Source organism: Prevotella sp., assembly GCF_051059605.1.
Taxonomy (GTDB): Bacteria; Bacteroidota; Bacteroidia; order Bacteroidales; family Bacteroidaceae; genus Prevotella.
This window is the reverse complement of record NZ_CP050883.1, coordinates 2914209-2940465: the sequence shown is the minus strand read 5'-3', so window position 1 is coordinate 2940465 and position 26257 is coordinate 2914209. Positions and strand designations below refer to the sequence as shown.

General features: G+C 38.0%; 20 protein-coding genes and 1 tRNA gene. 6 read left to right on the top strand and 15 right to left on the bottom strand.

Going from position 1 to position 26257, the window contains the following annotated elements:
• Nucleotides 1-17 precede the first annotated feature (17 nt).
• The gene (locus tag HEQ28_RS11480) at nucleotides 18-908 is read right to left on the bottom strand and encodes a helix-turn-helix transcriptional regulator (RefSeq protein WP_434502549.1); all 891 of its coding nucleotides are present in this window, start codon (nucleotides 906-908) and stop codon (nucleotides 18-20) included.
• Nucleotides 909-912: 4 nt separating this feature from the next.
• A complete protein-coding gene (locus tag HEQ28_RS11475; RefSeq protein ID WP_434502547.1) occupies nucleotides 913-1542 on the bottom strand; it encodes a ribonuclease HII in 630 nt (209 codons plus the stop codon).
• A 125-nt stretch (nucleotides 1543-1667) separates the two neighbouring features.
• Between HEQ28_RS11475 and HEQ28_RS11470 the strand changes: the two genes are divergently transcribed.
• Entirely contained in the window at nucleotides 1668-1952 is a 285-nt protein-coding gene (locus HEQ28_RS11470) for an ATP-binding protein (protein WP_434502545.1), read from the top strand.
• Here HEQ28_RS11470 and HEQ28_RS11465 read toward each other — a convergent pair.
• The 8 genes from HEQ28_RS11465 to HEQ28_RS11430 all read right to left on the bottom strand — a co-directional run bounded on the left by HEQ28_RS11465 (nucleotide 1949) and on the right by HEQ28_RS11430 (nucleotide 13628).
• A complete protein-coding gene (locus HEQ28_RS11465) occupies nucleotides 1949-3193 on the bottom strand; it encodes an aminotransferase class V-fold PLP-dependent enzyme (protein ID WP_434502543.1) in 1245 nt (414 codons plus the stop codon). The two genes, HEQ28_RS11470 and HEQ28_RS11465, sit on opposite strands and share 4 nt — an antisense overlap.
• A 35-nt stretch (nucleotides 3194-3228) precedes the next feature.
• On the bottom strand, nucleotides 3229-4626 hold the full coding sequence (gene sufD / locus HEQ28_RS11460) for a Fe-S cluster assembly protein SufD (RefSeq protein WP_434502541.1): 1398 nt from the start codon (nucleotides 4624-4626) through the stop codon (nucleotides 3229-3231).
• A gap of 43 nt (nucleotides 4627-4669) precedes the next feature.
• Complete coding sequence (gene sufC / locus HEQ28_RS11455) at nucleotides 4670-5437, bottom strand: Fe-S cluster assembly ATPase SufC (RefSeq protein WP_434502539.1); 768 nt, start codon at nucleotides 5435-5437, stop codon at nucleotides 4670-4672.
• Between the two features lie 30 nt (nucleotides 5438-5467).
• Nucleotides 5468-6913 (bottom strand): Fe-S cluster assembly protein SufB, encoded by a 1446-nt coding sequence (sufB, locus tag HEQ28_RS11450; protein ID WP_434502537.1) that lies wholly within the window; start codon nucleotides 6911-6913, stop codon nucleotides 5468-5470.
• Between the two features lie 173 nt (nucleotides 6914-7086).
• A complete protein-coding gene (infB, locus tag HEQ28_RS11445) occupies nucleotides 7087-10005 on the bottom strand; it encodes a translation initiation factor IF-2 (protein ID WP_434502535.1) in 2919 nt (972 codons plus the stop codon).
• A 120-nt stretch (nucleotides 10006-10125) separates the two neighbouring features.
• Nucleotides 10126-11391 carry a transcription termination factor NusA gene (gene nusA, locus HEQ28_RS11440; RefSeq protein ID WP_434502533.1) on the bottom strand — a complete coding sequence of 422 codons (1266 nt, stop codon included), beginning with the start codon at nucleotides 11389-11391 and terminating at the stop codon, nucleotides 10126-10128.
• A 3-nt stretch (nucleotides 11392-11394) separates the two neighbouring features.
• Nucleotides 11395-11862, bottom strand: coding sequence for a ribosome assembly cofactor RimP (gene rimP / locus HEQ28_RS11435; protein WP_434502531.1), 468 nt, complete (start codon nucleotides 11860-11862; stop codon nucleotides 11395-11397).
• 110 nt (nucleotides 11863-11972) lie between these two features.
• The gene (locus HEQ28_RS11430) at nucleotides 11973-13628 is read right to left on the bottom strand and encodes a S41 family peptidase (protein WP_434502530.1); all 1656 of its coding nucleotides are present in this window, start codon (nucleotides 13626-13628) and stop codon (nucleotides 11973-11975) included.
• A 159-nt stretch (nucleotides 13629-13787) separates the two neighbouring features.
• Here HEQ28_RS11430 and HEQ28_RS11425 point away from each other — a divergent pair.
• Together HEQ28_RS11425 and HEQ28_RS11420 are read left to right on the top strand one after the other, a co-directional pair.
• A tRNA-Asn gene (locus tag HEQ28_RS11425) sits at nucleotides 13788-13861 on the top strand.
• A 309-nt stretch (nucleotides 13862-14170) separates the two neighbouring features.
• A complete protein-coding gene (locus tag HEQ28_RS11420) occupies nucleotides 14171-14515 on the top strand; it encodes a DsrE family protein (RefSeq protein ID WP_434502528.1) in 345 nt (114 codons plus the stop codon).
• Nucleotides 14516-16385: 1870 nt separating this feature from the next.
• Here the strand turns inward: HEQ28_RS11420 and HEQ28_RS11415 are convergent.
• The 3 genes from HEQ28_RS11415 to HEQ28_RS11405 form a co-directional block, all read right to left on the bottom strand.
• On the bottom strand, nucleotides 16386-17000 hold the full coding sequence (locus tag HEQ28_RS11415) for a DJ-1/PfpI family protein (RefSeq protein ID WP_434502526.1): 615 nt from the start codon (nucleotides 16998-17000) through the stop codon (nucleotides 16386-16388).
• Nucleotides 16993-17823 (bottom strand): NAD(+) diphosphatase, encoded by an 831-nt coding sequence (gene nudC / locus HEQ28_RS11410; RefSeq protein ID WP_434502524.1) that lies wholly within the window; start codon nucleotides 17821-17823, stop codon nucleotides 16993-16995. The genes HEQ28_RS11415 and nudC overlap by 8 nt, the downstream gene beginning before the upstream one ends.
• Nucleotides 17824-17938: 115 nt before the next feature.
• On the bottom strand, nucleotides 17939-18838 hold the full coding sequence (locus HEQ28_RS11405) for a helix-turn-helix domain-containing protein (protein WP_434502522.1): 900 nt from the start codon (nucleotides 18836-18838) through the stop codon (nucleotides 17939-17941).
• Between the two features lie 197 nt (nucleotides 18839-19035).
• On the opposite strand from HEQ28_RS11405, the gene HEQ28_RS11400 reads away from it, so the two are divergent.
• The 3 genes from HEQ28_RS11400 to HEQ28_RS11390 are packed head-to-tail and all read left to right on the top strand — an operon-like array spanning nucleotide 19036 to nucleotide 24403.
• The gene (locus HEQ28_RS11400) at nucleotides 19036-20058 is read left to right on the top strand and encodes an efflux RND transporter periplasmic adaptor subunit (RefSeq protein ID WP_434502520.1); all 1023 of its coding nucleotides are present in this window, start codon (nucleotides 19036-19038) and stop codon (nucleotides 20056-20058) included.
• A 14-nt stretch (nucleotides 20059-20072) separates the two neighbouring features.
• On the top strand, nucleotides 20073-23135 hold the full coding sequence (locus HEQ28_RS11395) for an efflux RND transporter permease subunit (protein ID WP_434502518.1): 3063 nt from the start codon (nucleotides 20073-20075) through the stop codon (nucleotides 23133-23135).
• Nucleotides 23132-24403 carry a TolC family protein gene (locus tag HEQ28_RS11390; protein ID WP_434502516.1) on the top strand — a complete coding sequence of 424 codons (1272 nt, stop codon included), beginning with the start codon at nucleotides 23132-23134 and terminating at the stop codon, nucleotides 24401-24403. The genes HEQ28_RS11395 and HEQ28_RS11390 overlap by 4 nt, the downstream gene beginning before the upstream one ends.
• A gap of 103 nt (nucleotides 24404-24506) precedes the next feature.
• Here the strand turns inward: HEQ28_RS11390 and HEQ28_RS11385 are convergent, their stop codons facing one another.
• Together HEQ28_RS11385 and HEQ28_RS11380 are read right to left on the bottom strand one after the other, a co-directional pair.
• Nucleotides 24507-24695 (bottom strand): hypothetical protein, encoded by a 189-nt coding sequence (locus HEQ28_RS11385; protein WP_434502514.1) that lies wholly within the window; start codon nucleotides 24693-24695, stop codon nucleotides 24507-24509.
• The gene (locus HEQ28_RS11380) at nucleotides 24679-26256 is read right to left on the bottom strand and encodes a DHA2 family efflux MFS transporter permease subunit (RefSeq protein ID WP_434502513.1); all 1578 of its coding nucleotides are present in this window, start codon (nucleotides 26254-26256) and stop codon (nucleotides 24679-24681) included. Before HEQ28_RS11380 ends, HEQ28_RS11385 begins: the two co-directional genes overlap by 17 nt.
• Nucleotide 26257 lies beyond the last annotated feature (1 nt).

The following is a 26257-nucleotide window of genomic DNA, read 5'->3' as shown; positions in this document are numbered from 1 at the left end:
AAATAAACAAAAGTTGTCTATGGTAGCATTTTCCCTATTTTCGACTTTATGTAATCCTTGAAGCCATCACCTTCAAGGATTTCTATATCGTCGTAAAGTCCAAGTACGAATCTACCAATACCCAGATAACTTACTACGTCAAGAGACACGGTCCAATGATTTTCATCTTTTTGAGAGAACAGAACCGATGATATGGGGAATTCTTCCATCATTAAGTTATAAGAAAGCTGCCCTACAAGGAGTTTTACTGTATATAATTCTTCGCCACTAAATGAAAACATATCTGTAAAAACCTTCCTATGTTCGGATGCATGTATCCATGGAGCATCATAAATTTCTACATTTGTAATTCTTGATAGTTTGAATGTTTTATTTTTTCCTGACACCAACTCATAACAACGCACGTCTTGATTGTCATTGAATAGCAAAAAAGGCTCCACAACACGATCAGTGAATGTATGGCTATGTGGAGAAGAATACTTTTGCAGGCACACAATTCGCTTGGCAGCAATAGCATCACTAATATCCTTCAAATTACGCAATTGCTTTTTCTTGTATTTTGAATCAGAGAAAAAGCGGAGATCATAATATCGCTCAAGCTTCTTTTTTACCGATAAAACCGCTGGATTTTTCTGTTCTGCACTATCAGCAAGGTTATGTATCAGTACAGCTTCTTGCAATGTAAAGTTGACAGAAGAAGCTATATTAGAGAAGAAAGGAGAATTCACATCAAGACTATAATAATTTTCATTTCGGATAACACCGAAACCATATTCCCGAAGAAACTGAAGGTAATAATAGAGATTACGGCGTGTACATCCCAAATGATTACAAAGATCCTCAGCGGTATAATCATTACCGTCGGTCATTAGTTGAATCAATGTAAGTTCATTTCCAAGTTTCTTCATGATATCAGTCTTTAAAATCCAGACTTAATTCGCCACCAAGCAGATTATAACTTTTACGATGAATTGGGGTAATTCCGTTGTTAAGTATTCCTACTCTATGCTTTTTTGTAGGATATCCTTTATTATTTTCCCAATCATAATGTGGATAAATTAATGCCTGCTGTTCCATATAGTCATCACGATATGTCTTAGCAAGTATACTAGCAGCAGCTATACTTTGATATTTTCCATCTCCCTTCACTATACAAGTGTAAGGAAGCTGTTTCTTTTCTTCATCATCAGAATAGCCATAAGGATCAAAGCGGTTACCATCAATGATAAGAGCCTGTGGACGCACTTTCAGCTGATCTATTGCACGATGCATTGCCAAGAAACTTGCATGAAGAATATTAATCTTATCAATCTCCTCCGGCGTAACTATACCTACAGCCCAGGCCAAAGCATCATGTTTAATCTGTTCACGCAATGCATAACGCTTCTTTTCGCTCAACTTCTTACTATCGTTTAATTCTGGATTATCATAGTCAGAAGGTAATATCACTGCTGCAGCATAGACACTTCCTGCAAGACATCCACGTCCTGCTTCATCACATCCCGCCTCAATAAGTTCCTTATAATAATGTGGTTCTAACATGTTTTTGTTAATAAATGTTGCTAGTTAACTTAATTAACGTTTGATTATTTGGTGTGAAAAGATATTTCCACGAATACAAGTAATTTTGCAGTTGTAAAAGTTAAACAAGTTAATACAATTACAATATGGAAAAGAATATCTATATCAAAAGAGAAGTTTCTACATCTAGCAGTGTACAAAGCATTATGAGTAGCATCGCTAACAAAGCAAAGTCACCAATCACAGCACTAGCCAAATACTATTCAATAGTATTAGAACGCGAGATTGGCATAAAACAAACACTACTACTACTCAATGCACAAATAGCATTCGTATTTGCTGTTTTCCCCGCAAACATCGGCTTTATTGCTCGTGCCGTATGCTGTGCATGGTTCGTTAAAGCTGTTTTGGCATGCAAGAAAAACCTCTAAAACATTTTTGACACTCTCTCTATACCTGCAATAAGAACATCAATTTCTTCTTTTGTATTATAGAGAGCGAAACTGGCGCGTGATGTACCCAACACTCCCAGACGATCCATGAGCGGTTGTGCACAATGATGACCAGTACGGATAGCTATCCCCAGACGGTCAAGAAGTGTACCCATATCCATGTGATGAATATCACGCAACTGGAAACTTATCACAGCATCATGATTGCGGAGAGTTTCTTCCGTAATAGGTTTACTTTCGTCTATTCCGAATATCTTCATGCCGTCTATCGCCAACATTTTCTGAATAGCATAGGCGGTAAGTTCCTTTTCATGACTGACTATATTGTCAAGACCTAAATCTGTGACATAATCCAAAGCCTTTGCAAGTCCTGTTGTAGCGATGTAATCAGGAGTTCCAGCCTCAAACTTCAATGGTGGGCGCTCAAACGTAGTTTTTTCAAAGCTAACATTCTCAATCATTTCGCCACCACCCTGATAAGGAGGCAACTTATCCAGCCATGCTTCTTTACCGTAAAGTACACCAACACCTGTAGGACCGTATATTTTATGTCCACTAAAAACAAAAAAATCACAATCCAAATCCTGCATATCCACAGCAAAGTGTGGAGTACTCTGGGCACCATCTACCATTACAGGGATATTATGTTCATGTGCGATACGAATAATATCTTTTACAGGATTAATCGTTCCTAGAACATTACTTACATGACTTACGCTTACAATTTTTGTGCGGGATGTTATCATTTTACTGAATTCATCGATATTCAGCTTCCCAAAATCATCCATAGGGATAACTTTCAGCACAATACCTTTCTTGCGTGCCTGCAACTGCCAAGGTACTATATTTGAATGATGCTCAACTGTAGAAACAATAACCTCGTCACCCTCTTTCATGAACTCATCTGAGAATGAAGAAGCAACGAGATTAAGTCCTTCTGTCGTGCCACGAGTAAAAACAATCTCTGTGGTAGACTTTGCGTTGATAAACTTTCTTACTGTTTCACGAGCTCCCTCATGCAATTCAGTAGCCTGTTGGCTCAACCAATGTACACCACGATGCACATTAGCATTAACATTCAGATATTCATCACGCATGGCATCAAGAACACATAATGGTTTCTGAGTCGTTGCGGCATTATCCAAATACACCAACGGCCTATTATAAATTGTTCTTGACAATATAGGGAAATCCTCACGGATCTTATTTATATCATACATATCATTACAAATTAATCATATTTACTAACCTGAAATCACTTGCAGAGTTTACAACCTTCACATTTATTGAGCTCACCACGGAAACGTTTCTCTACAAGATGATGCAGACGATCACGCAATGGTTCAAGTTCCATTTTATCGATTACTTCGTTGATAAATGCAAATTCAAGAAGTAGTTTGGCTTCATTCTCGCCGATACCACGCTGTCTCATATAGAACATTGCAGCATCATTAAGTTGACCAACAGTTGAACCATGAGCACATTTGACGTCATCGGCATAGATCTCAAGCATTGGCTGAGTGTACATCCTCGCCTTCTTCGTGGCGCAAAGGTTTCTGTTAGTTTCCTGACTGATAGTCTTCTGCGCTCCATGGCGCACAAGAACCATTCCAGCAAAAGCACCGGTAGCTTCATCGTCAAGAACATATTTATATAGTTCATTGCTTGTGCAATGTCCTACTTTATGATCAATAAGAGTATTATTATCTACATGCTGATTTTTGTCGGCTATCACACAACCGTTGCATTGACATTCTGCACCCTCACCGTTAAATACCAAATCAAGACGATTGCGAGTCACGCCGTTATGCAATGTGATAACATTATGATTTACACGACTGTTAGCCTGCTGCTTAATATATACATTGCTTACACGCGTATTTTTAAGATGTGTCTCTTCGAGACAATTCAATTCTAAGTTAGCATTTTCTCCTACATACGCCTCTATAACTTGAGTAGAAAGGAAATTACGATCATCAGCAGAGTGATCACAAAACAAGAACTTTGCTTCAGAACCTTCTTCTAGAATAATAAGCACACGACGATTAACCATAAGGTCAACATCAGAGCGAAGTATATTAATCACTTGTATAGCACGATCCACCTTTACATTTTTCGGAACATAAACAAGCAGTCCGTCCTGTGCAAGCATTGTATTAAGAGCAGTAATGGCATCTTCATCAGTAGATGCTATTTTAGAATAATATCTAGCGATAAAATCGGGCTTTTTTAGAGCAACGCTACTCAAAGAATCAACTATCACACCCTCAGGAAGATGCACCTGTGGAAGAGCCTTTGTGTAAAAACTGTCGTTGACAACAAAATATAATGATGTACTTAAATTAGGCACATCACACTTAAAAGCATCATAAGGGTTTACAGGAATATCCAATCGGTCAAGATTCAAACCGTAATTTGGTTCAAACAACTTAGCCATATCGGTATATTTATAACGCTCAACCTTGCGAGTTGGGAATCCCAACTTCTTGAAGTCTTCAAAAGCCTTATCACGAACTGAATTCATGACATCGGCGGAATGACTCTTTATTGTGGTTGAAGTATTTTCATACAGCTCCACATATTGAGCCTCTGCTTTAGGTTGTGAAAAACCTAAAGGCTTTTGAGCCTTATTATTGTTAATATCTTCTTGCATAATAAAAATCCAAATAAAAAGCTATAACTCCTTTTCAGGAATATTAATCCTGACCAAACTTAGCGTCTGCCTCTTCCTTAATCCAGTCATATCCGCGAGCCTCAATCTCCTTAGCTAGGTCAGGTCCGGCAGTCTTAACAATACGACCATTATAAAGTACATGAACAACACTTGGTTTAATCATATCAAGGAGTCGTTCATAGTGAGTAATCACGATAGCGGAAGTATCGCTTGTGTGCATTTTATTAACACCATCAGCAACAACTCTCATCGCATCAACGTCAAGTCCAGAATCTGTTTCGTCAAGAATACTCAACTTAGGTTCAAGCATTGCCATCTGAAATATCTCATTACGTTTTTTCTCACCACCAGAAAATCCTTCGTTTACAGAACGTTGTGAAAGTTTTGAATCTAGTTCCACTAGTTTGCGCTTCTCGCGCATAAGCTTGATAAAATCACCTGCATTAAGAGGCTCCTTACCTTCATATTCGCGCTTAGCGTTTATAGCCGCACGCATGAAGTTGGTCATTGAAACTCCAGGAATCTCAACAGGATACTGAAAAGAAAGGAACAATCCTGAACGAGCACGGTCTTCGGGTTTCATCGTTAAAAGGTCGTTACCATTGAAGATTGCTTCACCCTCAGTAACTGTATATAATGGATTACCTGTAAGTACGGCACTAAGAGTAGACTTTCCTGAGCCGTTAGGTCCCATGACAGCATGAATCTCACCGTCATTAACAGTAAGGTTTATGCCTTTTAATATCTCTTTGCCTGCAATAGTAGCATGCAGATTTTTAACTTCTAACATATCTCTTGTATTTTATTCCTTATTAAACTATTATCCTACCGTTCCCTCAAGACTTACACTCAGTAATTTCTGAGCCTCTACGGCAAACTCCATAGGAAGTTTATTGAGCACTTCCTTAGCATAACCGTTGACTATAAGTCCAACAGCCTGTTCGGTAGGTATTCCTCGCTGATTACAATAGAAGAGTTGATCTTCACTAATCTTTGAAGTCGTAGCCTCATGTTCAAACACAGCTGAGTCGTTATGTGAATCCATATAAGGGAAAGTATGCGCACCACAATCGCTTCCTAACAACAAAGAATCACATGAACTGTAATTTCTTGCATTGTCAGCATTACTTGTAGCTCGTACTAAACCACGGTAACTATTCTGACTATGACCGGCAGAGATTCCTTTAGATATAATAGTCGACTTAGTATTTTTACCCATATGAATCATCTTCGTTCCGGTATCAGCTTCCTGATAATGATTTGTTACAGCAACACTGTAAAATTCAGCAACAGAATTGTCACCACGAAGAATACATGAAGGATATTTCCATGTAATAGCGGAACCGGTCTCAACCTGTGTCCAACTAAGTTTAGAATTAACACCACGAAGATCACCACGCTTTGTAACAAGATTCAGCACTCCTCCCTTTCCGTTCTCGTCACCAGGATACCAGTTTTGAACTGTAGAATATTTTACTTCTGCATTATTCTTTACAATAATCTCGACAATGGCAGCGTGCAACTGATTCTCATCACGCATAGGAGCCGTACAACCCTCAAGATAGCTAACGTAGGCATCATCTTCAGCAATGATAAGAGTACGTTCAAACTGTCCTGTGTTACGTGCGTTGATACGGAAATAACTACTCAGTTCCATCGGACATCTCACTCCTTTCGGAATATAGACGAACGAACCGTCACTGAACACGGCACTGTTGAGAGCGGCAAAAAAATTGTCACGGTAAGGAACAACACTTCCAAGATATTCTTTTATCAATTCAGAATGTTCCTTTACAGCCTCACCGATACTACAGAAGATAACACCTTTCTCACGCAATTTTTCCTTAAAAGTAGTCTTCACAGAAACAGAATCCATAATAGCATCAACGGCAGTACCACTTAATGCCAAACGTTCTTCCAAAGGTATACCCAATTTGTCGAATGTTTTTTCAAGTTCTGGATCAATCTCATTGTTCTTTGGCTTTTTAACCAAAGGATCTGCATAATAAGAAATTGCTTGATAGTCTATTTTAGGTACATTTACATGTGCCCAAGTAGGCTGAGTAAGAGTCTTCCAATAATTATAAGCTTTCAGACGAAAGTCAAGCATCCAATCGGGCTCACCTTTCTTCTGAGATATAAGGCGCACAACGTCTTCGTTTAAGCCCTTATCTATTATTTCTGTTTGTACATCAGTAGTAAAACCGAATTCATATTTCTTTTCAGCTACCTGACTAACAAACTCGTTTTTTCCTTTTTCTTCCATTTTGCCAAAATACCTATTTTATATATGATACATACAAATAGTGTACCACAAACAAACTGGTAACATTTGTTATTAATTACAGCAGTGACATCCCTGTAATAGAATATAAGGATGTCACTACTTTATTACATAATGGATTCCAACTCCCATTATATTAGGGAGTATAGAAAACTTTATAGTTTCTGTTCAACTTCTATTTCAGTGAATGTCTCAATGATATCACCTCCTAGAATGTCATTAAAGTTGACAAGACTGATACCACATTCCATTCCCATTGGAACTTCCTTCACATCATCCTTGTAACGCTTCAATGCGTTGATGTCTGCTGTACGTATAACGATACCGTCACGTACAAGGCGAGCCTTATCTTTAGCATGTACCTTACCCTCGGTAACTAGACCACCGGCAATAGTACCAACCTTAGACACCTTAAATACCTGCTTAACTTCAACCTGACCAGTGATGATTTCTTTCGTAACCTTATCAAGCATACCGACCATTGCGCTCTTGATATCATCAATTGCATCGTATATGATTGAATAGGTATTTATTTCAACACCTTCACGATCGGCAAGTTTGCGAGCTTCAGAAGACGGGCGAACCTGGAAACCAACGATGACAGCATCTGATGCACTGGCAAGCATTACATCATTCTCACTAATCTGACCTACAGCCTTACTAATTACATTTACCAAGACTTTCTCTGTAGAAAGTTTGATGAACGAATCACTTAAAGCCTCAATAGAACCGTCGGTATCACCCTTGACGATGATATTAAGTTCATGGAACTCTCCACGTGCAATACGATGTGAGATATCACCCAAAGTAAGACGTTTCTGAGTTCTCAAGCCCTGTTCACGCTGCAACTGCTCACGCTTGTTTGCAATCTCGCGAACTTCCTGTTCTGACTCCAAAACGTGGAACTGATCACCAGCTGTAGGAGCACCATTAAGACCAAGGATAATAGCTGGCTCAGCAGGAGCAGCTTCATCTATGCGCTGATTACGTTCATTGAACATAGCCTTGATACGTCCCCAACTTGTTCCGGCGATTACCACATCACCAATCTTAAGAGTACCATTACTTACAAGTACAGTACTTACATATCCACGTCCCTTATCAAGAGAAGACTCTATGATAGTACCAGAAGCTTTACGGTTTGGATTAGCCTTCAGATCAAGCATTTCTGCCTCAAGAAGTACCTTATCTAGAAGTTCTTCAACTCCTAGACCCTTCTTTGCGCTTATCTCTTGACACTGATATTTACCACCCCACTCCTCTACGAGCAAGTTCATTTGTGACAAGTCTTCACGAATCTTATCAGGATTTGCTCCTGGCTTATCAATCTTATTTATTGCGAATACCATTGGAACACCTGCAGCCTGAGCATGTGCGATAGCCTCTTTTGTAGTAGGCATCACTGAGTCATCAGCTGCGATGATAATGATTGCGATATCTGTTACCTGAGCACCACGTGCACGCATAGCAGTAAATGCTTCATGACCGGGAGTATCAAGGAATGTAACCTTCTGTCCATTCTTAAGAGTAACACCGTAAGCACCGATATGCTGTGTAATACCACCAGCCTCACCAGCAATCACATTCGTATTACGGATATGGTCAAGCAAAGATGTCTTACCATGGTCAACATGTCCCATAACTGTTACAATAGGGGCACGAGAGAACAAATCATTTTCGTCATCAATCTCTTCACTGACAGCTTCCTGGACCTCGGCACTGACATATTCCGTCTTGAAACCGAATTCATCTGCTACCATGTTGATTGTTTCTGCATCAAGACGCTGGTTAATTGAAACCATGATACCGACACTCATAAGAGTTGAGATAACCTGAGTGACACCAATATTCATCATAGTGGCAAGTTCACTTACAGTTACAAATTCGGTAAGTTTTAGTATTCTAGCATCTTTCTGCTCTGCATTAGCAACCTTCTGGAGTTTCACCTGAACAGCATCACGCTTATCCTTACGGTACTTAGCGCCTTTCTTGTTCTGGCTCTTACTTGTCAAACGTGCAAGTGTCTCCTTTACCTGACGTGCTACTGCATTATCATCAACCTCTAAAGGCTTCTGACCGCGCTTGCGGTTATTATTGTTTCCAGCAGCGTTGTTAGGACCTCTATTAGCACCGTTCTGGTTACTATTATTTCTATTATTGTTATTGCGATTAGTATTATTATTGCGATTATTATTGTTATTGTTGTTATTATTATTGCCGTTATTGCGGTTGTTGTTGCTACGGTTATTATTACCGCCCTGATTTGCAGCGGCATTAATATCCACACGTGTCTTATTTATACGCACGCGCTTTTTCTTTTCTACACCAGCATGCTGCTGTGCCGTTTTTTCCTCACGCTCCTTACGCTTTTCTTCCTTTGACTTCTTCTTTGGTCGAGTACTCTGATTCAATGCATCAAGGTCAATCTTACCAACCACATTCATCTTAGGCGCATTAAGGATTTTCTTTTCACTTTTTAATGTAAAGATTCCATCATCGGCTTTCTCTGCAGGTTTTTCAGACGTTGTAGGTTTTGGAGCCTCTACTATCTTTGGAGCAGCAGCCTTTGGCTGTTCAACCGGTTTAACAGGCTTTGGGGTTTCTATCTTTGCAGCAACTTGTTTAGGTGCCGCAGTAGTTTTAACTACTGGTTTTTCCACTGGTTTATCAACATGTTTATTAATAGGCTCGTGGCTGACGGCAGCAGCCTTTACTTCAGGAGCAACAGACTTCTGAGCCGCTGGTTTCTTACCTATACTATCAAGATCAATCTTACCAACAGGTTTGAAACGCTGTTGATTAGAAGATTCAAGAAGATTTTCGGCACGATTTTCCTTTGCCTCAGGCGTACGCTTCTTATCCTTTGGTTTCTTTTGGAAAAGCTTTTCTGCCTCACTACGAACTTCCGCATCCTGTTTGAATGCCTCAACAAGAGCCTTATACTGCCCTTCTGAGAGTTTGTAGCTCAAGTCAGACTTTACCTCTCCAAGTTCACTTTTCTTCTCTAGGAATTCAACTGCCGTTTGAAGTCCTATGTTTAATTCACGTAATGCTTTATTTAATCTGATGCTCATATTTATCTATTTGAAGGTAATGAACGAAATCGGCAAAAAGGAAAATCCACCCATTCTATTACCTTAATTATATTTATTCCCTCATTTTCATTAAATACTTTCTTTCCTTTTTATTTTTACTTATTGTTCAAACTCTGCGCGAAGCACTTTAAGAACATGATCAACAGTTTCTTCCTCAAGGTCAGCCTTCTCTATAAGCATCTCTCGCGGAGCATTAATCACAGCTTTAGCTGTATCAAGGCCCACAGCCTTTACTGCGTCGATAACCCACTGATCAATTTCGTCTGTGAATTCATCCAAGTAGATATCCTCATCAGCCTCATCCTCAGGAACCTCACGGAATACATCAATTGTGAATTCTGTAAGCATAGAAGCTAGTTTGATATTTAGTCCACTACGACCGATTGCCAAGCTGACTTCTTCTGGCTGCAAGAAAACTTCTGCCTTATGGTTTTCCTCGTCAATATTAATACTGCTTACACGTGCAGGACTAAGTGAACGCTGGATAAACAACTTGATATTTGAAGTATAATTCACAACATCAAGGTTTTCATTACACAATTCACGAACGATACCATGAACACGGCTACCTTTTACACCAACACAAGCTCCAACTGGATCAACACGCTCATCAAAGCTTTCAACAGCTATCTTTGCACGTTCACCCGGCATACGGGCAACTTTACGAATAGTGATAAGTCCATCTCCAATCTCAGGAACCTCTGCTTCAAGAAGACGCTCAAGGAATAATGGGCTTGTACGAGAAAGAATGATTTTCGGATTATTGTTCTCATTATCAACGCGAAGTATGACCGCACGAACAGTTTCGCCCTTATGGTATACGTCAGCAGGAATCTGTTCAGTTTTTGGAAGTATAAGCTCATTATTCTCATCATCAACAATAAGAACTTCACGTTTCCAAATCTGATATACTTCTCCTGAAATAATCTGTCCAACTCTATCTTTATACTTATTATATAAAGAGTCATGCTCCAGCTCAAGAATCTTTGAAGCAAGAGTCTGGCGCAAGTTCAATATTGCACGACGACCGAACTTAGCAAAGTTAACAGGTTCAGAAACGTCCTCACCAACTTCGTAGTCAGGTTCTATTTTAAGTGCATCCTTTAGTGCGATTTGCTTATTTTCATCCTCAACCTCACCGTCTGCAACTACAACGCGGTTACGATATATTTCAAAGTCACCCTTATCTGGGTTTACAATAACGTCGAAATTTTCATCGCTACCAAAGATTTTAGCAAGCACATTACGGAAACTCTCCTCTAACACACTTACCAGAGTTGTACGGTCAATATTCTTCGTATCCTTAAATTCACGGAAAGTATCGATCATACTGATCTGCTCTTCATCATTCTTTTTTGCTGCCATAGCTTATTTGAAACTTATTAAATATTTTGTATATTTTACATTATTCATATCGAAAGTATGATCAACATCCATTTTTTGAGGACGTTTCTTACCTTCAACCATAACCTTCTCGTTAATTGTAACCACAAAGTTGTCACCCTCAACGCTTTTCAGAACACCTTGATATTTTTTTCCATTTTCATCAAGGACCTCAACTTCCTTACCAATGAAGTTTACATACTGTTGAGCAACCTTAAACGGTTGTCCAAGACCTGCCGAACCGACTTCAAGCTCATAGTCTTCTTCATCTCTACTGAGATGATCCTCTATATACCTACTTAATCCAACACAGTCTTCGATCCAAACGCCATCAGCGTGATCAATCTCAACAACAATCTTGTCGTTTTGGCTGATTTCAATACCAACAAGGAAATATTCCTTATCTTCCAACCACTCGTCTACTAATTTTTTTACGACGTTTTTGTCAATCATATATGCTATATTAAAACAAAATGAGGAACTCTCTCGGAGCCCCCCATTCCACTGAATGCTGCAAAATTACGAATAATTTAGTTAGCATGCAAATATTTTGCAATATTTTCTCACTTTGGCAATAGAATCTTCTTATATTCAGTCGGTTTTGACAAAAGTTTCATAGCTTCAGCCATCTGACGGTCATGTTTAAGAGTGTATTCTAAACTGCCTCGCTGATAGTAATATGTTGATATGATGTCACTTGCGAGAGCTTCTTTTATATCTTCTTTATTATAATCAAGATCCTTTCCGATATTATGCTTCAGCTTCTTTTCGATAGCTGCGAACTCATCTTTAGCGTCGTTATAATAGCCTTCAAACTTGGCAGATTTAACTAATTCCTGTAATATTTTCTCACTTACTCCATCATACTTAAAACCACTTTTTATAACGTGCTGCTTGAAATCTTCAAAGTCTGCATCCGAAAGTTCAAACTTATCCGGAGACGCAATAGTAGGATGATTAGCCACATAATCAACAACATAATCAAGTACTGTCTCTGTTGAATCTATAATGCTTGTAAGATAGGTCTGTATATTTGAAGCCGTATCTGGTTTTATTTCCACATCTGGCTTTATTCCACCACCATCACGAACTTCGCGTCCATGCAATGTACGGAACACTTTTGTAAGAGAATCAGGCACATGCTCTATATATCCTCCACGTCCATGTTTATAATTTATAGCCTGAATGCAACGACCACTTGGAATGTAATATTTATTGGTTGTGAGTTTCAAATTTCCATTATATGGAAGATCTACCGTCATCTGCACAAGTCCCTTTCCGTATGTACGTGTACCCATCACAACAGCACGATCAAGATCCTGTAAAGCACCACTTGTTATCTCGCTTGCGCTGGCAGTTCCGCCGTTAACAAGCACAACAATCGGCATAACAGTATCAATCGGTTCAACGGTTGTTTTGTAATCATGGTTCATACGTTTAAGCTTGCCGCGATTTGAAACAACGAGAACATCTTTTGGAACAAACATATTCACAATGTTTACAGCTTCACTTTCAAGACCACCGCCATTTCCACGAAGATCTATAACAAGGCTCTTCATACCCTGTTTTTTCATTTCAAGGAAAGCGCGACGAAAATCTTTTGAACAATCTTCAGTAAACTGATTAAGATTTATATATCCAGTATTATTAGGCTGTAATCCGTAATATGGCACCGATGGCATTTTTATAGCACGTCGTGTAATTTTCATCTTTAAAATCTTTCCTGTCGAAAGGCGCTTCACCTTTATCATGAAAGTCGTGCCAGCATCACCACGCAAATGATCGCTAACATATTGACTACTTTTACCAACCATAGATATGTCATCTACTGCTAAAATAAGATCACCTTTTTTCAGTCCAGCTTCTGCAGCTGGCATATTATCATAAGGCTCGTCTACAAAAGAGTTGTTATATTTCTGGCTAAAGCGTATAAGCGAACCCACACCAGCATACTTACCAGTAAGCATAGTTTTCAAGTCCTTGACTTTTGCGTCAGGAAAATACTCAGTGTAAGGGTCAAGAGAACCCAGCATTGCGTCAACAGCATTACCTACAACAGTGTCAGCAGACAGTGTATCAACATAAAGCAAGTCTAGATTCTTGTATATTGAATTAAATACTTCAAGATTCTTAGCTACTTCAAAATTATGATCTTTTCCGGTCTGGGCTGCGGCAGGCACAGCCAACAGAGCTAGGATGTATATTATTATCTTTCTCATATTGATTGACAAAAGTAATATATAAAGATGTAAAAAGCAACACAACAAGTGATAAATTTCAAAAAAATAGCTTTAATGTGATTTTTTTCTCAAAAAAGTTTGGCGGTTTAAAAAAAACGTTTTACCTTTGCAACCGCAAATCAGAAATGATAACGCAATGCTTCAATAGCTCAGTTGGTTAGAGCACCTGACTGTTAATCAGGGGGTCGTTGGTTCAAGCCCATCTTGAAGCGCATTAGTTTACAAGGAGTTACAGAAATGTAACTCCTTTTTGTTTTTATTATCCTAAACTAATATTTTATGGTCAGCTAACATTTTGGGGATTTATATAGGCATAATGGGGGCTGTTTAAACAGTAGGGACAATTATAATATAAAAAAAGGCATTTACCTCTTGAAATACACACTCCTAATATTTTTTTAAAAAACTCAAAGAAAAAGAAACAAAAAAGAATTTATTGTGTAACTTTGTACTCACCAAAAAGAGATGCTTACAATAAAATTGCAACATTTTAGTAAGCAAGAATTTTAAATACTATAAATATGGATACAAATGAAAAATTAAACATTTTGTGGACAACGAACAACAAAGATACTTTTTTCAACATGTTGTCTATGTATGCAATAACATCTATGAAACGTAGTTGGTGGAAGCAAGTGAATCTTATTCTTTGGGGCGCATCTGTGAAATTAGTAGCTGAAGATACACAAGTTCAGACTGAAATATTAGAAATGATACATTCACACGTTTCCGTTGAAGCTTGTAAGAATTGTTGTGAAAACTTTGGAGTAACATCTATTATAGAAAAAATGGGAATTGATATTAAGTACATGGGAGAGCCATTTACTGAATATTTAAAGAATGGAGAAAAAGTTCTCTCTATTTAATCTAAGAAATTTGTATTCTTCCCTCAAATCAGGCAGAAAATAATCAGACCATCTATCACAATTATTATATCTGTACAAACATTTAAGGAAATAAAAACAGGCGTAGTGAAACAAATCTATCAGAAAAATGTTTTTTTGATAAAATAATCGTCACATCTTCACTTTTGCCCTATTTACGTGTAAAAACAAATCAGTTAAAACTTCTTTTTAACTGATTTATGGTGACGTCTCTTATAAATTTCATTCCGCTTCTTGTTGTGAGTCACATGTCTTTTATATACATATATTGGAGGATCACATACACTGCATGGATCATACCCTTCGGATTTCGCTTCTGAAAGACTTATTGGAATACAACTACGACTTAAATAACGGCAGCCATCACAATGGTACTTAGAACCTGTTTTAGTGATATAAACAGTCTGAGCAATGGCAAAAATAGCCATTGACAGAAAAATAAACACTAGCAATGATTTTTTCATGTTGTCTTATTTTAATTAAACTATTATATCATTTGTAATTCCCCTGAATCTGTCATTTATAGTAAAAAAGCGAAGTTCTCCTTTTTAATATTTATGACATAGGATTTATTGCCACAAATATAGTAATTATATTTTTTAAAACAAATGGTTCTTCGTTAATTTAAGTGGGATGGTAAAATATAGATACTTTATTATTGCTAGATACAACTAAAATATTAATATTCTACATTTTCGTTGAAACTAGCCCGCATAAAATGATTATGCTTTTAGTGTAGCGTAAGATAATTTAAATGATTGGTGCCTAGATTTCTCTGTGACGAGTTGGATTTTGTACATTTAGGCTGCCTTCCCTGCGTTTTTCGCGTTTTTAGCTACGAAGCTACGGTATCTCTCGCAAAGCCTATAAACAGAGGGGCTAACGAAACGTAGCTAGGTCTATTTAGCTTCGGCGAGCTACGTTTTAGCTACGCTATCTATTTTTGCTTATATAATGTACGTGCAGGCACGCGCACACTTAGGGTTTTGCAAAATATAAGTGTCGAAGTGTCAACTTAATGAATATCAGTATTTTATCGACGAATTTGGTTAAACAAAGTGGCGGTGATCTGACGGTCAAATTTCAAGTTTTACATGCGTTTCTATATAGAAACGGAAACGTTTTCACGTAGAAACGCAAACGTTTCTACGATGTTTTACCTCCTATTGCTTCGTAAAACGCAATGCATTTCATCGTAAAATGGACTGCAAAACATCGTAAAACGCATTAAATTACTTCATAAAGTGCAATGCAATATGAGGATTTTTTCGCCCATATTTTACCGACGAATAACCGTCACTATATCCGACTCGAAAAGATGTCTAACAAATTGATGCTCAATGAATAGACACTTCGACACTTGTTTTTACGAAAAACTCAGAGTGTGCGCATGCGCACGCGCGTGTATATACGATGTGTAGCATCCAGTAATTAAAACTTTGGCTAACAGGCTAACCTAAATCCAATTGCATGGACAATTTTTTTGTAGTATCTTTGCCGAGAATTCAGCGGAATTCGGCAGAACATTTAAACAAGCTTGAAAAATTCTGCTCTCGTTTACTAAATCTATTCCTCAGATACAGTCAACGGTTCTTTGACAAATTCACTTATAGAATAACTTTCGATCCTAAAAAGACACAAGTTGACGTAGCTAGAACGTAGCTTGACGTAGCTAAATCCTCCAAACTACGTGTCGTTAGCCCCTCTGTTTATAGGCTTTGCGAGAGATACCGTAGCTTCGTAGCTAAATAACACAAAAAAGCATGATTAGATAGTAATATTCAATGACACAAAAAACATTCTTTCATTATGTTACTTGAATTTATTTTTTATGCCATTGAATTTGGATAGTTTATGCCAGCGTCTTCATGAAGTCACAAAAGCCTAGATGCATAAACTGGTAATATGCAGCAATATCTTCTTCTGTATCAATTTCCAACATCTTCATTAACTCAACGGCAAACTCCAGCGATGCTGTTCCATTAGCAGTAACAATACCGTTATCACTTACGGTCTGAACATTCTGATATCCAGTTGCGTTTGTATAGTTATCCCCACCCCAACGTTTCAATTCATCAAGACCATTACCTGTATGCTTCACATTATTAAGAAAGCCATTCTGTGCCAGAAAAGAAGCACCATTACAGATACCGCCTACGATAATGCCTTTTGAAATAGCATCCTTTACAATTGGTGCCACTCGCTTAGCTTCATCAGTGATCCAACCATATCCTCCTATAAGAATAAGAGCGGCATAGTCTTCTGGCAGATTATCAAAAGAATAATCGGGCATTGTATTAAAGCCTCCACAAGAACGGACTAAATCCATCGTTGGTGCCACTACCTTTGTTACATATTTAGGATTCTGTTTCATTCCAAACTTATCACAATTGATAGAACCTGAAATATAAGCTGGTTCATAATCTGCATAATCGTTCAATAGAACGAATAAAACTTCATTATTCATTATCTTTAAAATTTTTAATCATTGTCCAAGTGAGCGAACTTTCATCACTCTCCATTTTTATATCATCTCTTGAAATCCACTCAGCTGTGGCAAGTTCGCCCTTACCATCAGCATTGAGATGAACTTCAGTACCATCTGCTTCTGCCCAAAAGCCCATAAGTAATGCAGAAGAGAAAGCCCATGGCTGACTGGCGAAATATCTAATATTCTTTACTTTTAAACCTGTTTCCTCACAAGCTTCACGTCGTATAGCTTCTTCCAAAGTCTCGCCAACTTCAACAAATCCAGCTACCAGCGAATGGTGAGCATAAGCACCCTTTGCAGCATAACGAGTCAACATTAGTTTATCGCCATTCGTAATTCCAACAATTACAACAGGAGCTATTGTGGGGAAAATATGTCTGCCACATTCTGGGCACACCAATTCATTTCTTTCCTTACCATATTGAGTTAAAGTTCCACATCTTCCACATAGCTTATTGTCTTCATACCAACCAGCCAAGTGGGCGCATGTACATGCTGCAAATCTAATTTCTTGAGGAATGCTATCAAGATGAAGTAAACCAATAAGTTTACCATATTCCATATCAGGTGCCGAGATATACTCCATGCTCATATAAAAGTTGGAATCATCAACACTCATAAGATACTTTAAACCATTAAGGTCTATATCTTCAAAATCTGAAACCAATGGAATATCAATTTCATCATTTGTCTTTTTAAATAGGACTTTACCATATTTCACAGAAACGACATAATCGTTGCTGGCAGGTCTTCGAGTTTCGTCAAACGAAATCTTATTTGGGTCTATTTCTTGAAACATTTTATTATCGTTTATGTGCTAATTATTCTTGAGAGACAAAAGTAGTAAATATATGGCATAATAACATTACCCTATGCAAGAAAACAATATGAAAAATTACTGATGTGACAATTTACTACTTTTTCTTTCTTAATTTCTCTCTATATTCACGAGGAGACATTCCTAACATCGACTTTACAAATCTCCCGAAAAAAGATATATTAGGAAAATCCATATCTATTACGATTTCTTTAATTGATAAATCTGTATATTTCAACCGATATATGATTGATTCCATTGTATAATCGTGAATATATTGCATGGCGGTCTTACCCCCAGCCTTACTTATCACTTTGGAAAGATACTTAGGAGACACATTAAGCATCTCACCAGCCTTTTGCACTGTCCTTATCTTACCATCATTTGCTGTTAGCAACTCAACGAAACGACGGAACAACACTCCATTCTGGCTCTTATCAGCTGTAACGTCCGGCAAACCTGCCATCTTTATTTTAGCATCTGTAATCTTAAAAAACTCCATTACAAGAGCTTGAAAAAGAAGTTTTATTATATCATGATTGTATTTTTGATCACCTTCTTCGCTCATGTGAATCTTAGTAAGTTCGTAATAATGTTCTATTATCTCACCTTCCTCATCAGAAAAATGCTGTTTAGGCGATTTATCTAAAAGGCCCGAGATATTCCAAATTGCATCTTTTAGAAACAACGAATTACTAATGGCTGCTGTGGTAAAAACCAACATTTTAAATTCTACATCCTGGCTCATCATGTAATCTTTAACATGCTGCCCTGCTTGACATAATATGTAATCCTGCGATTTCAAAAGATACACATTGTCATTAAGCGTAAGCTGCAATTTACCTTTTTCACAATATACAAAGACATTGAATTCTAGGTTGATATCTTCGTAGTCTGCCAGTGAAGTCTGCGTAATATTGTCTATCAATATGATACCGTCATCATTATAGTAGAGTCCGTCTTCTTGTTGTACTCTTCCAAAAGTGATTTTCTTCATACAATTACTTTTTATGGGTTATTTTGCAAAGTAAATGTTTTTTTTGCAACAACTACTGTTTTATATTCCACTTTTACTGTTTTATTATTCTTATTTCTTCATCAATAACACTATTTGTACAATTAAAGGATATTTTAGAACACTAAAGAGTGTTCCATTTGCTCTATTTTTGCAGTCGAAATATAAATAAAAAAATTATGGAAACTAAATTCAAGGTCGTATTATTTTTTATGTTGATTTTCCTAAGCTCATGCAGGAAAGGCGATAACAGCAATAACGAAACAGCTGTTGGTGTAAAAGTTGAAACCGTCGGGATTGTAACGGATAACAACTCACAGTTCTATTCCGGAACAGTAAAAGAAGAGAACGGAGTAGCTTTGAGTTTTATCAATGGCGGAACTATTGAGCGAATGGCTGTTGATGAAGGACAATATGTTAAGAAGGGACAACTTATAGCTGTATCAAATACATCTCAGGCATATTACCAATGGCAGGCTGCTCATACTCAGACATTGCAGGCACGCGATTACTATAATAGACTGATGCAACTTAAGGCAACAAATAGTGTTCCAGCAGTACAGTTGGTTGAGGCACAAAGCAAGTTGCGTGAGGCTAAATCACAAGAAGCCATTACAAGTAAGATGATTAAAGACTGTAGCATCAGAGCTCCATTTGATGGATATATATCTGAAAAGACAGGCGAGATAGGATTGAATGCAGGTCCAGGAATGAGTATTGCGAAACTTGTGAAAATAGACCATGTAAAAATAAACATATCTGTGCCCGAAAAAGAAATGACTTATATGAAAGTAGGCAAACCTGTAAAATTACAAGTTGATGTGCTTTCCAGCAAAGTTTTTATTGGACGAATATCAGAAGTAGGTGTTGAAGCAGATATTCTTTCTCATTCTTATCCTGTAAGTATAAGTATAGACAATCCCGATCACAAACTTCTACCTGGTATGATATGCAAGGCATATGTTGGTGTATCACATAACAAAGGCATTATTATCCCTTTCAAATCAGTTCAGATGGATAACAACAATAGATATTACGTTTGGGTGGTAAAAAATGGAGTCGTACGACGTAAAAGCATCTCTATATGTGATGAAAATGAAAATGGAATCAACGTCACGGGCGGATTGTCTACCGGAGAGGAACTAATCGTCGAGGGTATGCAAAAGATAAGTGATGGTTCACGCGTAAACATTATCAAATAGGAAAGGATTCTATTATGAAAAAGACAATGCAAGAATGGGCTATGCGTTATCACAAAATTGTGATATTGATAGTTAGTTGCCTTATGGGAATTGGTATATGGGGACTTGATAATATGAAAAAGAATGAGTTTCCAAATTTCACCATACGTCAAGGATTAGTAGTCGCCTTATACCCCGGAGCTACATCTGAAAATGTTGAGCAACAGGTTACCAAACCACTTGAGAATTATATATTCACCTATAATGAAGTAAAACGTAAAAAAACAATATCATCAAGTCGTGATGGCATGAGTATTATTCAGGTAGAGCTGAATGATGATGTTAAAGATAAAGATGCCTTCTGGAGTAAATTTCGTCATGGACTTGATGCGTATGGGCGACAGTTGCCACAGGGGGTAGTTGGCACCGAAGTTATAGACGACTTTGGTGAAACGTCTGCTATACTGATTGCCATGGAAAGCAAACAAAAGACATACAGACAACTGAACGAATACATGAAGCAGTTGGAGGACAGTCTGCGAACTATTAACGAGATAGGTCGTGTACAGGTTTACGGCATGCAGAAAGAACAGATAAGCGTGACTGTAAATAATGAAAGACTCTCTCATTACGGTCTTACAAGCGAGCAGGTGGCAGATGCACTTATGAAAAAAGGATGTGTTACTGGTTCTGGTCGTATAAAAGATGGCACTACAGAATACCCAATTTATGTAGACCTTGGAATGCAGAAGGTTGCAGAACTGAAGAATATACAACTCATTAACAATCCGGTAACACACTCATCTGTCAGACTGATGGATATTGCTGATGTCAGAAAAGACTATCCGAAACCAGAATCATATATAAATTACAATGGAACAAAAACTCTTCTTCTGAGCATTGAGATGAAAAAAGGGGCAGATATCACATCTATGGGAGAGAAAGTAAACGATAAACTTTTATCCATTAATCAGTCTTTTCCAAAAGATGTAAAGATACAAAAGATTACCGATCAAAGCAAAGTAGTAGAAGACAGTATATATTCATTCTTCGAAGAACTTCTTATTGCCATAGTAGCAGTTATAGGAGTTGTTCTGTTGCTTATGCCTCTTCGTGTGGCTCTCGTTGCATCAGGCACAATTCCTGTTACAATTGCCATTTCTCTTGGTGCGTTGTATGCTTTTGATATGGAATTAAACACCGTCACACTGGCTGCATTGATCGTGACGCTAGGCATGATTGTAGACGATTCGATCGTGATAATTGATAATTATATTGAGCTTCTTTCATCTGGCATATCCCGATGGCATGCTGCGATAGAGAGTGCCCGCCACTTTTTCAAGTCAATACTTTCAGCAACACTGTCTATAAGTATAACTTTCTTCCCGCTTATCATATTTATGAATGGTGGTTTGACAGAATTCTTTGAGAGTTTCCCTTGGGCTATTACCATTATTCTGTTCATCTCTATGTATGTGGCTCAACTAGTAGTACCAATATTGCAGTATTTCTTTATCAAACCAGAAAACCTATCAATGGTTAAAACAGACAACAGAAAAAAGAAATTTTCGATGTTAGAGTGGCTACAGATTAAATATAAATTATTATTGGATTTATGCTTCAAGCATCCTGCTATTACGATAAGTTCGGCAGTGTTAAGTGTCATTGTTGGATGTATAATGCTTTCCAATGTTCCACAACAATTAATGCCCGATGCCGAACGAAATCAGTTTGCCGTAGAGATAAGTCTTCCCACGGGTACAGTGCTTGAACGAACAGCTCAGATTTCAGATAGTTTAGAGAATATGATGCGGCGTGATAGTGGTGTAGTTTCAGTTACATCGTTTATAGGAACCTCTTCTCCACGTTTTCATATAGACTATGCACCACAGTTAGGTGGCAGTAATTTTGCACAGTTTATCGTCAACACTACTGACAATAAAATGACGGAACTACTTGTTGATAAGTATAAGAATAAGTATTCTAACTATTTCCCTGATGCGAATGTGCGTATCGTACAACTATCATTCAATGATGATGCCCATCCCGTAGAAGTAAGACTTACAGGTGGAGATTTAGATTCACTATCCAAGGCAGCTGATATCATAGCCGAGCGAATGCGCAATATGCCTGAACTGCAATTAGTACAAACTAGTTTTGAAGAGCCATTACATTCATTGCATATTAGTCCTGACGAACAACAAATGCATATGCTTGACATGACAAATGCTGGTCTTCAGCAGACTATGATGTTGCAGTATAGCAGCGGGCTCAAGGTGGCAACACTTTGGGAGGGCGACTATGGAACAGATGTAGTTATGAAGTCACAACGCTCAGACAGTGCAACTGTGAATGATGTAAAAAACGAGCTAATACCTGTACATTATGGTTTTGGCAATGCTCCATTACGTCAGTTAGCCAAATTCAAAAGCCAGTTGGAATATGGACAGATTACACATCGTGGTGGTTTGCGTAGTGTTACAGTATCATCAGAGGTATCGGGTAACAATAATGTTATTGCTTCAACCGAACATCTCATTAAAAAGCTGGATAATGTAAATCTACCTAACGGAGTAAGCCTTTCATATGGAGGTCGCTATGCAGGGGATAGTGATCAGATGCCGGGCATAATAATGGCATTAATCACATCTGTGGTCATCATCTTCTTCATCTTGTTATGGCATTTCAAAAGCATAGGCATGTCTCTACTTATGATGTCATGTCTGGTGTTATGCGTCTTTGGTGCAGCCCTAGGTCTCATCATTCAAGGAGTCAACTTTAGTATAACAAGCGTGCTAGGCATAGTAAGTCTTATGGGTATACTTGTACGTAATGGCATCATACTCTTTGACTACGCACACGAGATAAAACAAAAGGAGCATCTCACTACAGCCGACTCAATCTATTATGCCGCACTCAGGCGTATGCGTCCTATCTTCCTTACATCGGCAGCAGCCTCTATGGGTGTAGTGCCAATGGTTATCAGTGGTAGTTATATGTGGGCACCAATGGGAGCCGTGATATGTTATGGAACAATGGTTACAATGCTTTTCATACTCACTGTGATGCCTGTAGCTTATAAAATGGTAGTAAAATGAAAACAAAAAGAATAAATACATTGGCGATGGCATTGGTAATGCCATTAGCCTTGCTAGCACAACATAGTTATACAGCCGATGAGGTTAGTAAAATGGCAATAGAACATAATATATCTGTTCGCACAGCCGACAACCAGATTAGTCAGGCATCAGAAACTCGTAAGGATACATACAATGCTTTTTTACCAAAGGTAAGTGCATCTGCTATCGGATTTGCTGCCGACAAGCATTTGCTAGATCTGAACTTGGGACTTGCCAGTTATTCTGCATTAAAGAATGGTGTAACAGCGGGCGTATCTGTGATGCAGCCTATTTATGCCGGTGGACGTATCAGCAATGGGTATAAACTATCCAAGTATGGGGAAGACGCCGCACGCATTCAGAAAGATATCTCAATACGCCAGGTAGCATATAATGCCCAGAGATATTTCTGGCAGGTTGTTGACTGCAAAGAAGCCATTCGCACGCTGGATGTTTCTGATTCTCTTTTGAGCAAGTTACACATAGATGTGGCTTCAGCCGTGAAAGCTGGACTAAAGAACCGTAATGACTTATTAAAGGTAGAATTAGAACAAAACAAGAATGAGAGTGCGCATATCAAACTTAACAATGCATTGAAACAGAGCCTATTGTTGCTTGCTCAGTATATAGGCAAACCTCAGACATTAATCGACATTTCCTCTCCTATTGAGATAGGTAAACTGCCAAATCTATATGTGATGGAAGTATCACCATCAGATAAGGTTGAACAAAGACCTGAATATAAGTTACTGGCGAAAAATGTAGATATAAGCCATACCAATCTTAATATAGAGAAGGGTAAGTCTCTACCGACTCTGGGTATAGGAGCATCGTATTCATACGATAACTTTTTTGATAAGAACAATTTATCTGGAGCCGTTTTTGTAACATTGTCTGTTCCAATATCCAACCTATGGGAAGGTGGTCATAATGAGAAGAAAGCCAGTTTGCAGTTACAAAACGCGATAGAGACATTGCAAGACAGCAAAGAACTTTTAGCTATTGAAATACAAAAGGCGCATGACGATGTGATTGAATCATGGCAGCAGATAAAAGTATCTATAAAGTCTATAACACAGGCTGAAGAGAATCTACGTTTAAACACTAACACATATCGTGCAGGAACAACGACCATGTCCGACATATTAGATGCTCAGACTGCACTACAGAATGCAAAGAATGAATATATTCAGGCTTACGCTGCTTATCAACTTTGCATTGTAGATTATAAGAATAAGACTGAATAATGGCTCACCTATATTTAAAAGAGAAATCCCAAGAACTATTTAACTCTTTGGAGCGTTTTAGTGCTTGGGATTCTTTTATATAATTATATTTACAGATAACTAGCTATCTTAATTGCATTGCATTTACATACAACTTCACACTGCCACAACCAATGTAATTATCCTCATTGAGCGTATTGATAAAATGTATCATTCCATTGTCGACCACTCTAAACACATGCCTATGGCAGTTAAGAATACACTTACCGCATCCTGTACAAGCGTAAGTGAAAAGATTAATCGTTACTTTCATTATTTGAAGTTTTAATTTTCTTTTTTAAGAAAAACATAAAAAACAGAGACACAAGGCTTATGGCGGCCAGCATCCTGAATGATGAGAGATAACTTAGCAATTCTGAATTTCTAAAAACTTCAGATCCAAGTAATGTGTTGCATATCCCATCAGCAGTGCCACTACTCATACCAGAGCTCTGCAATAGATGAGAAACCCTCTGCATTGCATCGGTTGCAGTATTGGAATAGATATTGATGTTAGATGACAACTGAGACTGATACATTGCCTGTGCATCAGATATGTGAGTACCAATAAGTGCAAGACCTACAGCTCCACCCAATTGCTTTGCCATATTTCCTAATCCAGCCCCCTGACCAAGGTCGGCTCCTTTGAGACCTTGTATTGACATCATTATCACTGGCAACATAAATAAACCGATGCCTAGTCCCCTAAAAAGAAGTGGAATAAAAAGACCTGAATATGACGAGCTTTCTGATTGGAAACTCATCCATGTACCAAAAATAAATGTACACAAGAATCCGCCTATTATAAGCAATTTAGGATCTACTCCTCGATCGATTGACTTCTGTGAAAAAATCATTCCTATCGTGGATAAAATAGCTCCTGGCATAAGCGACAGTCCGCTTATAGTAGCAGTCCAACCGAGATTAATCTGAGCCATCAATGGGAATGTGTATACAGCAATATAGAGTATAGCACCAATGATAAAGTTGAACATTATACCTATTGATAAGTTGCGATGCTTTAATAAGCGAATATTAACTGCCGGTATCTTCTGTATCATCTCTGTGTAAACGAAGGCAACTAGACCTACCGCTGATATTAAGCTGAAAATGATTATGATGTTGCTATCAAACCAATTTTTAGAGTTGCCCTCTTCCAGTACGTATTGAAGGCTACCAATACCAATAGCAAGGAATAGAATGCCCCACCAGTCAATATTATCTTTACGTTGAGAATTCTTTTCATTTGGTATTGTCAACCATGACGTAGTAGTAGCTAAGATGCCAAGAGGAACGTTGATATAGAATATCCAATGCCATGAATAATTATCAGTAATGAACCCACCAAGAGTAGGACCGAGTGCTGGACCGGCAGCAATGCCAATACCATAGATAACACTCGCTATACCAAGTTTCTCAGGTGGATAAGAAGCCACAAGTATTGTTTGTGACTGAGTCATTAAAGCACCGCCTCCGAGTCCTTGAATAAAACGCCATAATACGAGTTCCCAAAGTTCGCTTGAATTACCACACATAAATGAAGCCAAAGTAAAAACGAGTATTGAAACTGTAAAATAATTCTTTGTTCCAAATAGTTCGGCTAACATTCCACTTAGAGGAATGATGATCACGTTAGATATAGCAAATGCCGTGATTATCCAAGCTACATCTGTCGTTGATGCGCCTATGCTTCCGGCTATATGACGTAGAGAAACGTTGACAACAGTAGAATCGATGATAGCAAGCAACGATGCAACAATACATGTGCCTACAATAACAATTCTTACAAAGCCTGTTGGGTATTCAGCGTTTGGAGTTGTAACATTGTTTTGCATC

Excerpts from the sequence above, each read along its gene's own strand:
- HEQ28_RS11480 (WP_434502549.1), bottom strand. The coding sequence starts at position 908 with ATGAAGAAACTTGGAAATGAACTTACATTGATTCAACTAATGACCGAC.
- HEQ28_RS11475 (WP_434502547.1), bottom strand. The coding sequence starts at position 1,542 with ATGTTAGAACCACATTATTATAAGGAACTTATTGAGGCGGGATGTGAT.
- HEQ28_RS11470 (WP_434502545.1), top strand. The coding sequence starts at position 1,668 with ATGGAAAAGAATATCTATATCAAAAGAGAAGTTTCTACATCTAGCAGT.
- HEQ28_RS11465 (WP_434502543.1), bottom strand. The coding sequence starts at position 3,193 with ATGTATGATATAAATAAGATCCGTGAGGATTTCCCTATATTGTCAAGA.
- sufD (WP_434502541.1), bottom strand. The coding sequence starts at position 4,626 with ATGCAAGAAGATATTAACAATAATAAGGCTCAAAAGCCTTTAGGTTTT.
- sufC (WP_434502539.1), bottom strand. The coding sequence starts at position 5,437 with ATGTTAGAAGTTAAAAATCTGCATGCTACTATTGCAGGCAAAGAGATA.
- sufB (WP_434502537.1), bottom strand. The coding sequence starts at position 6,913 with ATGGAAGAAAAAGGAAAAAACGAGTTTGTTAGTCAGGTAGCTGAAAAG.
- infB (WP_434502535.1), bottom strand. The coding sequence starts at position 10,005 with ATGAGCATCAGATTAAATAAAGCATTACGTGAATTAAACATAGGACTT.
- nusA (WP_434502533.1), bottom strand. The coding sequence starts at position 11,391 with ATGGCAGCAAAAAAGAATGATGAAGAGCAGATCAGTATGATCGATACT.
- rimP (WP_434502531.1), bottom strand. The coding sequence starts at position 11,862 with ATGATTGACAAAAACGTCGTAAAAAAATTAGTAGACGAGTGGTTGGAA.
- HEQ28_RS11430 (WP_434502530.1), bottom strand. The coding sequence starts at position 13,628 with ATGAGAAAGATAATAATATACATCCTAGCTCTGTTGGCTGTGCCTGCC.
- HEQ28_RS11420 (WP_434502528.1), top strand. The coding sequence starts at position 14,171 with ATGGATACAAATGAAAAATTAAACATTTTGTGGACAACGAACAACAAA.
- HEQ28_RS11415 (WP_434502526.1), bottom strand. The coding sequence starts at position 17,000 with ATGAATAATGAAGTTTTATTCGTTCTATTGAACGATTATGCAGATTAT.
- nudC (WP_434502524.1), bottom strand. The coding sequence starts at position 17,823 with ATGTTTCAAGAAATAGACCCAAATAAGATTTCGTTTGACGAAACTCGA.
- HEQ28_RS11405 (WP_434502522.1), bottom strand. The coding sequence starts at position 18,838 with ATGAAGAAAATCACTTTTGGAAGAGTACAACAAGAAGACGGACTCTAC.
- HEQ28_RS11400 (WP_434502520.1), top strand. The coding sequence starts at position 19,036 with ATGGAAACTAAATTCAAGGTCGTATTATTTTTTATGTTGATTTTCCTA.
- HEQ28_RS11395 (WP_434502518.1), top strand. The coding sequence starts at position 20,073 with ATGAAAAAGACAATGCAAGAATGGGCTATGCGTTATCACAAAATTGTG.
- HEQ28_RS11390 (WP_434502516.1), top strand. The coding sequence starts at position 23,132 with ATGAAAACAAAAAGAATAAATACATTGGCGATGGCATTGGTAATGCCA.
- HEQ28_RS11385 (WP_434502514.1), bottom strand. The coding sequence starts at position 24,695 with ATGAAAGTAACGATTAATCTTTTCACTTACGCTTGTACAGGATGCGGT.
- HEQ28_RS11380 (WP_434502513.1), bottom strand. The coding sequence starts at position 26,256 with ATGCAAAACAATGTTACAACTCCAAACGCTGAATACCCAACAGGCTTT.